This window comes from Bifidobacterium italicum (assembly GCF_002286915.1).
Lineage (GTDB): Bacteria > Actinomycetota > Actinomycetes > Actinomycetales > Bifidobacteriaceae > Bifidobacterium > Bifidobacterium italicum.
On the sequence record NZ_MVOG01000026.1, the window covers coordinates 16,520 to 31,264 of the forward strand.

Here is a 14,745-nt window from a genome sequence, read left to right on the forward strand (position 1 = left end):
ACGAAGCGCATGATCCGATGGACGCGACTACGGAAAGGACCCATCATGAAAATCATCATCGCTCCCGATTCCTTCAAAGGATGCATGAGCGCCCGGCAGGCGTGCGAGGCGATCGAACGCGGCGTGCGCGGCGTGCTGCCCGACGCCGAATGCGTGCTCGTGCCGATGGCCGATGGCGGCGAGGGCACCGTGCAGTCGCTCGTGGACGCCACCGGCGGCACGATGCTCGAGGCGACGGTGACCGGGCCGCTGGGTGCGCCTGTGCGCGCGCGGTACGGCATGCTCGGCGACGGCCGCACGGCGATCATCGAGATGGCGGCCGCCAGCGGCATCGGCTATGTGGATGAGACGACCCGCGACCCGCGCGTCACGACCACCTACGGTGTGGGCGAGCTCATCCGCGACGCGCTCGACCGTGGCGTCACGTCGTTCATCATCGGCCTTGGCGGCTCGGCGACGAACGACGGGGGCGCGGGCATGGCGCAGGCGCTCGGCGCGCATCTGCTCGACGACGACGGCGAGGAGCTGCACTTCGGCGGTGCGGCGCTCGCCGGCCTCGCCGCAATCGACGTCTCCGAACTGGATCCACGGATCGCGACGGCCGATATCCGTCTGGCCTCCGACGTGACGAATCCGTTGACCGGCCCGCAGGGCGCGTCGGTTGTCTTCGGGCCCCAGAAAGGCGCCGACGCCGCGACGGTGACCGAACTCGACGCGGCGTTGCGCCATTACGCGTCCATCGCGGCGCGCGATCTTGGGCGTGACGTGGAGAGCGTACCCGGGGCCGGGGCGGCAGGAGGGCTTGGCGCCGGCTTTCTGGCGTTCACCGGCGCGCGGATGCGATCGGGCGTCTCCCTCGTGGTGGAGGCGACCGGTCTCAAGGAACTGGCGGCCGGCGCGGATTGGTGTTTCACCGGCGAAGGCGGCATCGACGGCCAGACGCGGTACGGCAAGACGCCGATCGGCGTGGCCCATGCCGTCAAGGAGGCCGCGCCGCATTGCACGGTCGTGGCGCTCGCCGGGAATGTGGGCGACGGCATCGGGGAACTGTACGGCGAGGGCATCGACGCCGTGTTCGGCATCGTTCCCGGTGCGCAGAGCCTGGAACGGGCGCTCGCTTCCGGGACGGCGAATCTCGAACGCTGCGCCTCGAACGTGGCGCGCCTGATCGCCTGCGCGACGGGTGCGGCGCCCCGAGCCTGATGCGATCATGCCGACGAAAGGAGGGTGCGGCCGCCGTGACGGCGCCCGCACCCTCCTTTCGTCGTGCTGTGCCGGTCGGCGCTATTCGCTGGCGACGGCGTCAAGCACCGGCTGCTTCAATGCGCGTCGCGCCGGCGAGATGCTGGCGACGAGGCCGACGAGGATCGCGGCGACGAGGAACAGCACGAGCTGGTCCCACGGGATCGCCAACGTCGTCATGCCCTGCGACTCGTAGGCGATGCGGATCACGACTCCGGCCGCCACGCCGACGACGATGCCGGCGAGCGTGCCGAACACCGAGAGGATGACCGCCTCGATCGCGAGCATGCCGCGCACCTGGCCGTTCGACGTGCCGATCGCCCGCAGCAGGCCGATCTCCTTCGTGCGTTCGGACACGTTGAGCGCCAACGTGTTGACGATGCCGAAGATCGCGATGATGATCGACAATGCGAGCAGCGCGTAGATGATCGCGAGCATCGAGTTGATCATCGAGCTCATCGACGACTTGAATTCGTCGCGCGTGAGGATCGAGACCGTGTAGAACGGCTTCGCGGTCTTCTTCAGGTCCTCGCCGAGTTTCGCGACGTCCGCGCCGGGCTTGGCCTGCACGTACATCTGCGTGACCATCATCATGTCCTCGCCCGTGAGCTTCTCGGCCGTCGGCAACGAGACGAAGATGCTGTCCGAGTACAGGGAGTCGTCGATGATCGCGCCGATCCTGATCCGCTCCTTCTTCGTTTCGGTCTTCGTCTTGACGAACCGCTTCGGATCGACGTCCTGCGCCTGCTTGACGACGTTCTCCGCCTCCTTCGCCTTGATCTGCGCCCCGGTGGCATTGCCGGATGCCGCGAGCCGCTGCGCCTCGGCCTGCAGCGCCGCCGCCTGCTCCTCGATCTGCTTGCGGTAGGCTTCGGACGCCTGCTTCGTGGCATCCTCGTCGACGCTTGTGTTCTCCGATTCGAGGTCGATCACATCGCCGATCTTCCAGTGTTCGTCATCGGCGACGGTGCGGCCGATCGCGGCCTCGCCGTCGTCGATCGCCTTCGCGGCGTCGCCTTCCTGGCTTTCTATCGGGGCGAGCTTCGTGAGCAGGTCGGTCTTGATCGCGGCCGTCATGACGTCCTTGCCGGCGTTCGTCGCCTCCACGGTCGGCAGCATGTACACGGCCGACGAAGCGCCGACGCCGTCGGTCTTCTCGATCGCGTCGACGGCCTTCGTGGAGATCGGCTGCGTCATGCTCGCCGTCATCGCCACATAGTCGGCGTTCACGTTGTTGTCGACGAGGTTGCTCACCGACGTCTTCATCGAGGAGGCGACGACGCCGAGGCAGCTGACGATCGCGACGCCGATGAATAGCGCGGCCGCCGTGTTCGCGGTGCGGCGCTTCGCACGCCCGATGTTGCGCGTCGCGAGCTTGCCGGTGACCGGGAACGCCTTCGACGGGAGCCAGCCGAGCGCCTTCGCGGCGGGTGCGACGAAGGCCGGCGCGCAGACGATCGCGCCGATGATGACGAATCCGGCGCCGAGACCGAGCGTCCAACCGGAGCCCATGTCCTTGAGCCATTGCCAATCCACGCGCTTCGCGGCGTCGAGGTAGCACAGCGTCCACCATGCGGCGCCGACGACGACCATGACGACGCCGATCCATCCGCGGGCCCTGACCGGCTTCTCGGGATTGACCGTCTCGTTCATCGCCTGGATCGGGGGAGCGGTCGCGGCCGTTTTGGCCGGCAGCGTCGCGCCGATGATCGTCACGACGACGCCGACGATGACACCGACGACCACATCGGTTGCCGACGGGGCGGGCGAGCCGGACAGCGGCATGCCGCCGCTCGTCATGCCCTTCGCGATCGCCTCGAGCAGACCCCAGCCGAGCAGCACGCCGATGCCGGAGCCGACGACGCCGAGGATGACGGCCTGGACGAGCACGCTCGCGAACACCTGCAGCGGCGAGGCGCCGACCGAGCGAAGCAACGCGTAGCCGCGCATCGATTCGCGCACGATCATCGTGAACGTGTTCGCGATGATGAACGCTCCGACGAACAACGCGATCGCCGCGAAGATCAGGATCAGCGGCTGGATGAAGCCGAGCTGGTCCTGGATGCTCTTCGTCGCGTCGTCGCGCACCGAGTCGCCGGTCACGGCGTGCGCGTCGGCGCCCTTCGGCAGCTCCTTGTTGATGCGGTCGGCGAGTTGCTGCTGCGCCTCGGCATCGAGCGGCGTCGTCTTGTCGCCGTAGACGCCGATGAACTGGACGCTCGACGTGTCCTCGCCCTCCTGCTGCAGCGTGTGCTCGACGAAGCTCGGGCGCGCGAGGATCAGGATCGCGCCGAGCTGCGTCGATGGCGATGTGAAGACGCCCGAGACGGTCATCTCATGCACCTCGCCGTCGACGACGATCTTCGCCGTGTCGCCGGTCTTGAGGCCGGCCTTGTCGGCCGTGTCCTCGAGCAGCGCGATCTCACTGTCCGTCTGCGGGTATTCGCCGGAGACGAAATGCGCCGAGCGCCACGGATCGTCCGTGTCGACGCCGATGACGAGCGTCGGCGCGCCGACCGTCGTCATCGCGTCGCCGTCGTGGTCGAGCAGGACGACGTTGCTCAGCTGGTGCGTCGCGTCGGCGCTGACGACACCGTCGACCTTCTCGATGTCGGCGATGACGTCGGTGCTGATCTCGTTGTAGGTGCTGTTGTAGGAGCCGAGGCTGTCCTCGCCGTCCTTCTTCTGCTCGGTCGCACCGCGTACGTAGACGTCGGCGTCCGAGTTCGAGCCCATCATCTGCGCGACCTGGTCGTTGAGCATCTCGCGGAAGCAGAACGAGCCGACGACGAACGCGACGCCGAGCGCGATCGCGATGATCGACATGATGAAGCGGCGGAAATGCGCCTTGGTATCCCTTAATCCGATACGGAACATCGTTGGCTCACGCCTCCTTGGCGGACTCGACGTCGACCGGGCCGTTGTCCGGGTCGTCGTGCTCGGCGAAGACGGCGAGGATGTCGTCGTAGCTCGGGTGGTCCATGTCCTGCGTGATCGAGCCGTCGGAGAGCACGAGCACACGGTCGGCGAAGCTTGCGGCGCGCGGGTCGTGCGTCACCATGACGATCGACTGTCCGTAGTCGCGCACGCATTGGCGCAGGAACTCGAGCACCTCGCGGCTCGAACGCGAATCGAGGTTGCCGGTCGGCTCGTCGGCGAAGATGACGCTCGGGCGCTCCATCATCGCGCGGGCGCAGGCGACGCGCTGCTGCTGGCCGCCCGACAGCTGGCTGGGACGGTGGTCGAGTCGGTTCTCAAGGCCGACGACGCCCACGACCTTCCTGAACCATGCGCGGTCGATCGGACGGTGCGCGATCTGCAGCGGCAGCAGGATGTTCTCCTCGGCCGTCAGCGTCGGCACGAGGTTGAACGACTGGAAGATGAAGCCGATCTCCTTGCGGCGCAGTTGCGTGAGCTGCTTCTGGTTCATCGACGAGACCTCGAGGTCCTCGACGAGGACCCGTCCGCTCGTGGGCGTGTCGAGGCCGGCCATGCAGTGCATGAGCGTCGATTTGCCGGAACCGGACGGCCCCATGATCGCCGTGAGTTCTCCGCGCCGGAAGTCGACGCTGACATGGTCGAGCGCCGTCACCTGGTTGTCGGTGTCGCCGTAGGTCTTGAACAGATCGACCGCCTTCGCGACGATCGGGTCGGTTTTCGGCATGGTGTCGCCTGTTGATTTCCTGCTCATATGTACCTTTCACGTAGGTGTGTCGAGGATGCGCGCATGGATGCGCCGTTCGCGCGGGACCATGCGCCCGGTGTCGTTACCCTGTACCCAATTATCCGCTGCCGCGCATGCGCGGGGCCGTGACCGCCGTCACGATATGCGGCGCCGGTCGGCGTCGCATATGACATCGGTCACCGTTCCGGCAGGTCCTCCCGCATCTAGCGCGCCGGGACGCGGATCTCCACGACCGAAGCGTAGCGTGTCATGCGGCATCGGGCGGCGATATGTCCATTTCCATGGACCGTTCGTCCGCAGGGACGCCGACGGGAACCGCCGTCGCGGCCACGCGGCGGCCGCTTGGCTCCACTATCGCCCATATCGCCGGCGCAATGCGTCAATGCGCGGTTGCATCCTGTGCCGGGATCGGCAACCATTGGTTGCATCGGCGCCGTTCCAACGATCGCTCGAGTCCGGCGGCGCGTCGCCCCGGCGCCCGTCCGTCTCACGATGCGAGACCCGTATCGGTCGCGGTGCGCCGCGCAACCGGCGATAGGGGTCCGGCGGTACAGTGGTCGCACGCCGGATCGGGCACGGGCCCGCGGCGGGACGGACGAAGGAGCGGACGATGGCGGATGCGCGGCGCATGGTCGAGGAATACATAGGGTACCTGCGCGGCGCCAAGGGGCTGAGCGAGCACACGATCGCCGCCTACCGCGGCGACCTGCTCGCCTGCATCGGCGTCCTCGAATCCTTTGGCCGTACCGATCCCAGCGACGTGACGCTCGACGACCTGCGCATGTGGATGGCGCACGATGCGAAGCGGCTCGCGAAAAGCAGCCTCGCGCGCCGGACGATCGCCGTGCGCGGCTTCTTCGCGTGGGCCCGCCGCAACGGGCGCATCGCGCACGACCCGGCGGCCTCTCTGAGCACGCCGAAACTGCCCGGCACGCTGCCCGCCGTGCTCAACGAGACTCAGGCCGAGACGCTGATGGACACCGTCGACGTGGAGACGGAGGCCGACGAGGATCCGCATCGCCGGGCGCTCGCGCTGCGCGACTGCGCGATGGTCGAACTGCTGTACGCGACAGGCATCCGCGTCGCCGAACTCGTCGCGATGGATCTGCATAGCGTGCGTTACGGCAACCGCACGATCACCGTCACCGGCAAGGGGGACAAGCAGCGCGTCGTGCCGTTCGGGCTGCCGGCGCAGCGCGCGCTCGAACGGTGGACGGGGCAGGGGAGGCCCCGATTGGCGACGGCGCGTTCCGGCGAGGCGTTGTTCCTGGGGGCGCGCGGCGGTCGCGTCGACCAACGGGTCGTGCGCGACGTCGTGCACCGCGAGGCGGCGCGCGCCGGCGTGCCCGACATCTCGCCGCATGCGTTGCGCCACAGCGCCGCGACGCATATGCTCGACGGCGGCGCCGACCTGCGCGAGGTGCAGGAGATGCTCGGGCATTCGTCGCTGCAGACGACGCAGCGCTACACGCATGTCTCGATCGAGCAGCTCAAGGCGCGCTACGCGCAGGCCTTCCCTCGCGCGTGAACCGCACCCGTTTCACGCAGTGAGAACACGCGGTGGGCACGGTGGGGACGGCGTCCGCGATCGTATGCAAACGCTTGCATCATCATGGCGGTCACGGAGAGTGGAGGCCATGCGCAGTCAAGCGCGTTGCGACGGCGCCGTTTCGCGGCGCGGACGCCGGACCGTCCCCGTCGCGATGGATGGCGTGGCGGCCGCGAAGGTGCGCGTCGTTGATGACAGCGTTATCGTTCCCGGCGGTTGCACGGCTGTGGCACAATGGGGAGTTAATCGGCGATGGGGTCGGAACTCGAACGGTTTCGGCCCCATTGTGTTCGGCGGGGGACGACCCCGTCGTCCGACCCAAGGAAAAAGGAGTGATCCCATGAAGAAGAAGGCAATCGCCGTCGTCGCAGGCGCCTGCGCGCTCGGCATGCTGCTCGGTGGCTGCGGCGGATCGGGCGGCGCGTCCAACGCCGACGGCAACGTCATCACCGCGTTCAACTCGGAGCCGCAGAACGCGCTGATCCCGGGCGACACGAACGAGACCGGCGGCGGCAAGGTCGGCCAGTTGCTCTTCGCGAACCTCGTGCGTTACGACTCGAAGGGCGACACGAAGATGGAAGTGGCCGATTCGATCGAGCCGAACAAGGACGCGACGCAGTACACCGTCAAGCTCAAGGACGGCTGGAAGTTCACCGACGGCACGCCGGTGACGGCCGAGTCCTTCACGAAGTCGTGGAGCTACACGGCCAACGCGAAGAACGCGCAGAAGTGCTCGTCGTTCTTCGGCATGATCAAGGGCTATGACGACCTGCAGAAGGACGGCCTCAAGGGCGACGAGCAGCTCTCCGGCCTCAAGGTCGTCGACGACGAGACCTTCACCGTGGACCTGACGCAGCCGGATTCGGTCTTCCCGACCAAGGTCGGCTATCTGGCCTTCGCGCCGCTGCCGGAGTCCTTCTACAAGGATCCGAAGGCCTTCGGCGAGAAGCCGGTCGGCAACGGCATGTACAAGCTCGACAAGTGGGACCACAACTCGCAGATCGTGCTGACGAAGAACGCCGACTACAAGGGCGAGGAGAAGCCGAAGAACGACGGCGTCACCTTCAAGATCTACACGTCCCCCGATTCCGCCTACGCCGATGTGCAGGCCGGCAACCTCGACGTGATGGACACCGTCCCGGCCTCCGACACGAAGACCTTCGAGAAGGATTCGTCCGTCGAGGCCTACAACAAGGCCGGATCGGTCATCCAGACCTTCACGATCCCCGCGGGCATGAAGCATTGGGAGACCAACACCAAGGAAGGCCAGCTGCGTCGTCAGGCGCTGTCGATGGCGATCGACCGCGAGCAGATCGTCAGCAAGGTGCTCAACGGCGTCGGCACGCCGGCGACCGATTTCACGGCGCCGGTCATCCCGGGCTATTCGAAGGACCTCAAGAACGCCAAGTACCTCAAGGCCGACCCGGCCGAGGCCAAGAAGCTGTGGGCCCAGGCCGAGGCCATCGCCAAGTGGGACGGCACGCTCACCTTCTCGTTCAACGCCGATGGCGGCGCGCAGCCGATCTATGACGCGATCGTCAACCAGGTGAAGAACAACCTCGGCATCAAGGCCGCGACGAACCCGATGCCGACCTTCCAGGAGTTCCGCAACGCGGTCTCCGAGCGCAAGATCGACGGCGCGTTCCGCACCGGCTGGCAGCCGGACTACCCGTCGGCCGAGAACTACCTGTACCAGCTCTACGATTCGGCCGCGGCCGACGGAAACGGCTCGAACGACGGCGACTACAAGAACCCCGAGGTCGACGAGCTGCTGGGCAAGGCGGCAGCAGCGACGAGCAACGACGAGCAGATCGACCTCTACCATCAGACCGAGGAGATCCTGCTCGAGCAGCTTCCGACCGTTCCGCTGTACTACTCGAACGCGAACGGCGTGGCCGCCAAGGGCGTCAAGGGCTTCGAGATGGACTGGCAGAACCAGCCGATCTACGGGAACATGACGAAGTGAATCGGCGCATGACGCGGTCCGGGCGATGACCGGACGACGGCACGGGAAAGGGCTTCGGAACCTTCAAGGTTCCGGAGCCCTTTCCCGTGCCGTCGTCCGTCGGCGCGACGGCGCCGGGCGCCGTCCGCCGCTCAGTCGCGCCGGGTCTCCTCGGCGGTCTCGGGCTCGTCGTCGAAGAGCTCGATGCGGACGGTCACGGTCGGCTCGTCGTGCATGCGTCCCCCTTTCCGGTCGTTTTTGATGTAAATGCACAGTTTAATCATATGGGGGCGCCGCCGTACGCTGCGCCCACAGTGTGGGACGGGCTGCGGCGCCTCGCCTCGCATCCAGATCGCATCCGGATCGCGTCCGGGCGGGCCGTTCGCCCAGAACGTGAACGAACCGTGCAGGCTGCGGACAATCGCATGGGGATCGGGCCCCGGAAGTCAAGTCATGCGGTAGACTTGCTGGATACCGCGACCGCGAGCGGCATGACGCGTCATGCCCTGATGCGGTCTGTACGACAACAAGGAGCAACCAATGGGCAAATATCTTCTGCGCCGCATCCTGCAGATGATCCCCGTGGTTCTCGGTACGACACTGTTGGTGTATGCGCTCGTCTTCGCACTTCCGGGTGACCCGGTCAAGGCGATGTTCGGAGACAAGCCCGTCAATGAAGCCGTCGCTGCCCAGATCCGCGCCGAATACAATCTGGACAAGCCGTTCTTCGTGCAGTATTTCCTGTTCCTGAAGAACGCGCTGAGCCTCAACTTCGGTGAGACCTTCGCCGGTCAGCCCGTCATCGCGGAGATCGGACGCGCGTTCCCGGTCACGATCAAGCTCGCGCTCATGGCGTTCTGCTTCGAGGCGATCTTCGGATGCGTGTTCGGCGTCATCTCCGGACTCAAGAAGGGCAAATGGTACGACTCGGTCATCCTGATCGTCTCGCTGCTGCTGATCTCGGTGCCGACCTTCGTCACCGGCTTCCTCGGCCAGTACTTCCTCGGCGTCAAATGGCGCATCCTGCCGGTGACCGCCGGCTCGAACCCCGGGTTCTTCGATCTGCTGATGCCGGCGATGGTGCTCGGCTCGGTCTCGATGGCCTACATCATCCGCCTCGCGCGTTCCGAGGTCTCGTCGAACATCGCGTTGGACTACGTGCGCACCGCCCGCGCGAAGGGCATGAGCAACACCTCGGTCACCTTCCGCCACATCCTGCGCAACTCGATGATCCCGGTCGTCACCTATCTGGGCCAGGACCTCGGCGCGCTGATGGGCGGCGCGATGATCACCGAACAGATCTTCAACATCCACGGCATCGGCTTCCTCACCTACCAGAGCATCCTCAAGGGTGAGGCGAACATGGTCGTCTCGGTCGTCACGCTGCTCACGCTCGTGTTCGTCATCTGCAACCTGTTGGTCGACATGCTGTACGCGGCGCTTGATCCGCGCATCCGTTACGCGTGAGGGAGGGCACAATGACAGACATCACGAAACCGTTGCCGGGGCAGGAGCGCTACGTCGCACCGCTCGACGAGACGCCGCTGCAGACCGTGGACACCGTCGACGAATCGGCGCCCGCGACGAGCATGTGGGCCGACGCGTGGCGCACGCTGCGCAAGAACCCGCTGTTCATCATCTCGGGCGTCCTCATCGTCTTCATCGTCTTCGTCGCGCTCTTCCCGGGCGTTTTCACGAAGAACGACCCGAACTACTGCAACCTCGACAATTCGCTGGAGCCGGCCGGCCCCGGACACCCGTTCGGATACGACCTTCAGGGCTGCGACGTCTACTCACGAGTCATCTACGGCACGCGCACGTCGCTGAGCGTCGGCATCCTGACGACGATCATCGTCGTGGCGGTCGGCACGCTCATCGGCGCGATCGCCGGCTTCTTCGGCGGCTGAGTCGATGCGGTCCTCAGCCGCATCGTCGACATCTTCATGGCGATCCCGATGCTGCTCGGCGCGATCGTCGTGCTGCAGATGTTCCGCACCGTCACGTCGATCTGGAAGGTCGTCCTCGTGCTCGCGCTCTTCGGCTGGGTCTCGACCGCCCGCATCGCGCGCGGCGCCGTGCTCTCGTCGAAGAACCTCGAGTTCAACACGGCGTCGACGGCGCTCGGCTCGACGCCGACGCGCAACCTGTTCCGCCACATTCTGCCGAACTCGGTCTCGCCGATCATCGTCATCGCGACGACGTCGCTCGGCTCGTACATCGTCTCCGAGGCGACGCTGAGCTTCCTCGGCATCGGCCTGCCGACGACGACCGTCAGCTGGGGCGGCGACATCTCGAAGGCGCAGTCGATCCTGCGCACCGACCCGATGGTGCTGTTCTACCCGTCCGTCGCGCTCGCGATCACCGTGCTGGCGTTCATCATGATGGGCGACGCCGTCAAGGACGCGCTCGACCCCAAGAGCCGCACGGCCTGAGATTTTCCGTAGGAGTAAGCAATGACAGAAGACACGAAGATCGAGGAGAAGCTCGAGGATCTGCAGCGTCAGGAGGGTCCGCTCCTTGAGGTCAAGGACCTGCAGGTCGACTTCACGACCGATGAGGGGCGCGCCGTGCACGCGGTTCGCGACTCGTCGTTCAGCGTCTACCCGGGGCAGTGGGTCGCGATCGTCGGCGAATCCGGCTCCGGCAAGTCGACGTCGGCGATGGCGTGCCTCGGCCTGCTGCCGGGCACGGGCAAGGTCGTCGGCGGCTCGATCAAGCTCAACGGCACCGAGATCTCGCACTACACGCAGAAGCAGTTCGTCGCCGTGCGCGGCTCGAAGATGGGCCTTGTGCCCCAGGACCCGATGAGCAACCTCAACCCGGTGTGGCGCATCGGCACGCAGGTCAAGGAGGCGCTCGTCGCGAACAACATGGACGTCTCGCACGAGAAGCGCTCCGATCTGGCGAAGGCGCTCGCCGAGGCGGACATCGAGATCAAGAGCGAAGGCGACGAGACCTTCCTCGGCTCGAAGGAGCTGCCCGAGCTCATCGAGGCCGCCGAGCAGGCGCTCGTCAGGATCGGCGCGACCGGCGACGTCCTCGAGAAGAGGATGGCGCACTTCCGCGCCGAATGGGTCCCGGGCTCCGAGACGCGCTGGCGCGTCGCCGACGACCTGATCAAGGCGGGCGTCAAGGACGACGACGCATGGTACATCGCGAAGAAGTACGTCACCGGCTCGTCGATGGAGGACCGCATCGCCGGTCTGCTCGACGAGGCCGGCCTGCCGGACGCGGCCGTGCGCGCGCGCCAGTACCCGCACGAGTTCTCCGGCGGCATGCGCCAGCGCGCGCTCATCGCGATCGGCCTGGCGTGCCGTCCCGAGCTGCTCATCGCCGACGAGCCGACGTCGGCGCTCGACGTGACCGTGCAGAAGAGGATCCTCGACCATCTGCAGGAGCTCACCGACTCGCTCGGCACGGCGGTGCTGTTCATCACGCACGACCTCGGCCTCGCCGCCGAGCGCGCGCAGCACATCGTCGTCATGTACAAGGGGCAGGTCGTCGAATCCGGCCCGTCGCTCGAAGTGCTCCAGCACCCGCAGCATCCGTACACGAAACGCCTCGTCGCCGCCGCGCCGTCGCTCGCCTCGCAGCGCATCGTCTCCGTCGAGGAGCGCGGCGCGGACGCGAGCGCGCTGATGGAGCACAAGGTCAACGAGGATTCGCTCGAACACGCGGACACGATCATCGACGTCGAGCATCTGACGAAGGAGTTCAAGCTCCCGCGCCGCAAGGAGATGTTCAAGGCCGTCGACGACGTCAGCTTCAAGGTCAAGCGCGGCACGACGCTCGCGATCGTCGGCGAATCCGGCTCCGGCAAGTCGACGGTGGCGAACATGGTGCTCAAGCTGCTCGAGCCGACGAGCGGCACCGTCACCTACAACGGGCAGGACATCAGCCAGTTCAAAGGCAAGTCACTGCTCGACTTCCGCAGGCACGTGCAGCCGGTGTTCCAGAACCCCTACGGGTCGCTCGACCCGATGTATTCGATCTTCCGCTCGATCGAGGAGCCGCTGCGCATCCACGGCATCGGCGACAAGAAGAGCCGCGCGGCGCGCGTGCGCGAGCTGCTCGACATGGTCGAGCTGCCCGAATCGGTCATGCAGCGCTATCCGAACGAGCTGTCCGGAGGCCAGCGCCAGCGCATCGCGATCGCGCGCGCGATGGCGCTCAACCCGGACGTCATCGTCTGCGACGAGGCCGTGTCCGCGCTCGACGTGCTCGTGCAGGACCAGGTGCTCCATCTGCTCAACGACCTGCAGGCGAAGAACGGGCTGAGCTATCTGTTCATCACACACGATCTGGCCGTCGTGCGGCAGATCGCCGACGACGTCGTCGTCATGCAGCACGGCAGGCTCGTCGAGCACGGCACGACCGACGAGGTCTTCCTGCACCCCCAGCAGCAGTACACGAAGGACCTGCTCGACGCGATCCCGGGAGGCAAGCTCGAGCTCGGCCTCGACCTGTAGCGCGCAGGACGCCCTCGCGGCCCTGCATATGCGATGGCGGCGCGGCTCCCACGGTCGGGAGCCGCGCCGCCATCGCATATGCAGGGCCGCATCGCGGCGTATCGGGTCATTGCTCGACCGGGTTGCGCTCCTCGTCGTCCTCGTCGTCCTCGCCGTCGTCGGTGACGACGGAGCCGTCCTCCTTCGCGAAGGTGTAGGCGGCCATATGGTGCGCCTTGCCGATCCTGTGGATCGAATCCATCAGATCGAAGGCCTGCGCGAAGATGATCAGCGAGAAGATCTCGTGCGTGACCTCCTTCGTGAGCAGGTCGCCGCCGGGAAGATGGCCGAGCAGCACGAACGCGAAGAACATCGTCGGGTAGATGAGCTGGCGCTGGTAGCTGTAGAAGAACGTGCGGTTGCTCAGATGATAGACGCAGATCGGCACGAGGTTGATCGCCGAGAAGATGAGCTGGATGAGGACGAGCACGCCGACGCCCCGGTTGAAGTTGTCGTAGAAGACCTTCCCGAAGATCGACAGGAAGATGATGACGTAGACGTTCGCGCCGATGAGATACCACAGCTGCAGCCGCCGGGAATTCGTGAAGAAGCCGGCGATGAACACGATGAACACCGAGACCTCGACGAAGACGTCGCTGTAGAACTCGCTGTCGTCCCGCAGCGAGACGATCGCGCAGACGAGCGCGACGGCGACGAGCGCCATGCACGCGAGGAACATCTTGGGGATATGGAGGCGACGGGGGCCGGTGGACAGGGGACGCTGCGGTGTGGACATCATTGCTCGATTCATTGGCGGGACGGGTTCATCCGATGACGGTTCCCACGGTAGTGCGCCCTCGCGCAAGCCGCGGGAGTACGCCGAGGCCGAACGCGCCCGGCGGCGGGGCCCATCCGCGCGTCGTGAACCGGCCGGCGTTCGGACATGCGCCCGGGTAGTCTCGTGACCTATGACGATGACGATCACGACTTCGAACCTCAACGGCATCCGCGCCGCGAAACGCAAAGGCATGGAGAAGTGGCTCCTCAGGCACACGCCGGACGTGTGGTGCATGCAGGAGACGCGCGCGCCGCAGGAGATCCTCGACGAGATCTTCCGGGAGATCGGCGACGACTATGTACAGGCGGGGAAGGTGAGGGATCCGGCCGACGTCCATGCGATCGACGACGTGTGCAGGATCAAAGGCCGCGCAGGCGTCGGTCTCGTCAGCGTGCTGCCGTTCGAGGACGCGCGCATCGGTCTGCCCGGGCTCGACGAGGACGTGGACACCGGCCGCTGGGTGGAGACCGACGTCAGGACCGAACAGGGGTACACGGTGACCGTCGCCTGCGTGTACGTGCACGCGGGGGGCGACGGCGACGACATCAAGGAAACGCAGAAGTACCGATTCCTCGACGCGATGACGGCTCGCATGGAGCAGATGCGCCGTGAGGCGGCGTCCGGCGGCAGGCAGGCCGTCATCTGCGGCGACTTCAACATCGCGCACCGGCCGATCGACCTGAAGAACGCGAAGGCGAACGTGCAGACGCACGGCTTCCTTCCCTCCGAACGCGCCTACATCGACCAATGGCTCGACGAGATGGAATACGTCGACGTCATGCGCGACCTCGCCGGCGACATCCAGGGGCCGTACACATGGTGGAGCCAGCGCGGACGTGCCTTCGACAACGACGCCGGATGGCGGCTCGACTACCAGTTCGCGACGCCGGAGCTCGCGCAGACGGCGCGCGGGTTCGTCGTCGACCGCGCCGAGGAATGGTACAAGCGGTGGTCGGACCATGCGCCGCTGAGCATCACCTACGACGTGTGAGCGCATCGCACGCCGCACGCGGCCCGGGCGCAGTGTGGAAGGGTCGT

At 66.3% G+C, this 14,745-nt stretch carries 10 protein-coding genes and 1 pseudogene; 7 read left to right on the forward strand and 4 right to left on the reverse strand.

The features are described 5' to 3' along the window. Positions 1-45: 45 nt before the first annotated feature. The gene (locus B1400_RS06315; protein ID WP_095613577.1) at positions 46-1,203 is read left to right on the forward strand and encodes a glycerate kinase family protein; all 1,158 of its coding nucleotides are present in this window, start codon (positions 46-48) and stop codon (positions 1,201-1,203) included. Positions 1,204-1,284: 81 nt separating this feature from the next. Here the strand turns inward: B1400_RS06315 and B1400_RS06320 are convergent, their stop codons facing one another. Both B1400_RS06320 and B1400_RS06325 read right to left on the reverse strand, forming a co-directional pair. After that, positions 1,285-4,119: an ABC transporter permease gene (locus tag B1400_RS06320; RefSeq protein ID WP_095613578.1), complete on the reverse strand. Its 2,835-nt coding sequence runs from the start codon at positions 4,117-4,119 to the stop codon at positions 1,285-1,287. 7 nt (positions 4,120-4,126) lie between these two features. Then, positions 4,127-4,906 (reverse strand): ABC transporter ATP-binding protein, encoded by a 780-nt coding sequence (locus B1400_RS06325; RefSeq protein ID WP_095613579.1) that lies wholly within the window; start codon positions 4,904-4,906, stop codon positions 4,127-4,129. A 631-nt stretch (positions 4,907-5,537) separates the two neighbouring features. On the opposite strand from B1400_RS06325, the gene B1400_RS06330 reads away from it, so the two are divergent. Together B1400_RS06330 and B1400_RS06335 are read left to right on the forward strand one after the other, a co-directional pair. Continuing rightward, positions 5,538-6,455, forward strand: coding sequence for a tyrosine recombinase XerC (locus B1400_RS06330; RefSeq protein WP_095613580.1), 918 nt, complete (start codon positions 5,538-5,540; stop codon positions 6,453-6,455). 361 nt (positions 6,456-6,816) lie between these two features. Continuing rightward, positions 6,817-8,442, forward strand: coding sequence for a peptide ABC transporter substrate-binding protein (locus B1400_RS06335; RefSeq protein ID WP_095613581.1), 1,626 nt, complete (start codon positions 6,817-6,819; stop codon positions 8,440-8,442). A 131-nt stretch (positions 8,443-8,573) separates the two neighbouring features. Here the strand turns inward: B1400_RS06335 and B1400_RS10060 are convergent, their stop codons facing one another. Continuing rightward, positions 8,574-8,705: a hypothetical protein gene (locus B1400_RS10060; protein ID WP_268802263.1), complete on the reverse strand. Its 132-nt coding sequence runs from the start codon at positions 8,703-8,705 to the stop codon at positions 8,574-8,576. Positions 8,706-8,961: 256 nt separating this feature from the next. Between B1400_RS10060 and B1400_RS06340 the strand changes: the two genes are divergently transcribed. From B1400_RS06340 to B1400_RS06350, 3 genes and pseudogenes are all read left to right on the forward strand, one after another. Further along, positions 8,962-9,888, forward strand: a complete 927-nt coding sequence (locus tag B1400_RS06340; protein WP_095613582.1) for an ABC transporter permease — start codon at positions 8,962-8,964, stop codon at positions 9,886-9,888. Between the two features lie 11 nt (positions 9,889-9,899). Continuing rightward, positions 9,900-10,853 (forward strand): annotated as a pseudogene (locus B1400_RS06345) (ABC transporter permease). A gap of 21 nt (positions 10,854-10,874) precedes the next feature. Then, positions 10,875-12,890, forward strand: a complete 2,016-nt coding sequence (locus tag B1400_RS06350; protein ID WP_095613583.1) for a dipeptide ABC transporter ATP-binding protein — start codon at positions 10,875-10,877, stop codon at positions 12,888-12,890. A gap of 106 nt (positions 12,891-12,996) precedes the next feature. Here B1400_RS06350 and B1400_RS06355 read toward each other — a convergent pair whose 3' ends face one another. Continuing rightward, positions 12,997-13,668, reverse strand: coding sequence for a hypothetical protein (locus B1400_RS06355; RefSeq protein WP_235607361.1), 672 nt, complete (start codon positions 13,666-13,668; stop codon positions 12,997-12,999). 169 nt (positions 13,669-13,837) lie between these two features. Between B1400_RS06355 and B1400_RS06360 the strand changes: the two genes are divergently transcribed. Then, positions 13,838-14,698 carry an exodeoxyribonuclease III gene (locus tag B1400_RS06360; RefSeq protein WP_095613584.1) on the forward strand — a complete coding sequence of 287 codons (861 nt, stop codon included), beginning with the start codon at positions 13,838-13,840 and terminating at the stop codon, positions 14,696-14,698. Positions 14,699-14,745: the final 47 nt, after the last annotated feature.

What these genes read in the sequence shown, in the direction of transcription:
- B1400_RS06315 (WP_095613577.1), top strand. Translation starts at nt 46, where the DNA reads ATGAAAATCATCATCGCTCCCGATTCCTTCAAAGGATGCATGAGCGCC.
- B1400_RS06320 (WP_095613578.1), bottom strand. Translation starts at nt 4,119, where the DNA reads ATGTTCCGTATCGGATTAAGGGATACCAAGGCGCATTTCCGCCGCTTC.
- B1400_RS06325 (WP_095613579.1), bottom strand. Translation starts at nt 4,906, where the DNA reads ATGCCGAAAACCGACCCGATCGTCGCGAAGGCGGTCGATCTGTTCAAG.
- B1400_RS06330 (WP_095613580.1), top strand. Translation starts at nt 5,538, where the DNA reads ATGGCGGATGCGCGGCGCATGGTCGAGGAATACATAGGGTACCTGCGC.
- B1400_RS06335 (WP_095613581.1), top strand. Translation starts at nt 6,817, where the DNA reads ATGAAGAAGAAGGCAATCGCCGTCGTCGCAGGCGCCTGCGCGCTCGGC.
- B1400_RS10060 (WP_268802263.1), bottom strand. Translation starts at nt 8,705, where the DNA reads ATGATTAAACTGTGCATTTACATCAAAAACGACCGGAAAGGGGGACGC.
- B1400_RS06340 (WP_095613582.1), top strand. Translation starts at nt 8,962, where the DNA reads ATGGGCAAATATCTTCTGCGCCGCATCCTGCAGATGATCCCCGTGGTT.
- B1400_RS06350 (WP_095613583.1), top strand. Translation starts at nt 10,875, where the DNA reads ATGACAGAAGACACGAAGATCGAGGAGAAGCTCGAGGATCTGCAGCGT.
- B1400_RS06355 (WP_235607361.1), bottom strand. Translation starts at nt 13,668, where the DNA reads ATGATGTCCACACCGCAGCGTCCCCTGTCCACCGGCCCCCGTCGCCTC.
- B1400_RS06360 (WP_095613584.1), top strand. Translation starts at nt 13,838, where the DNA reads ATGACGATGACGATCACGACTTCGAACCTCAACGGCATCCGCGCCGCG.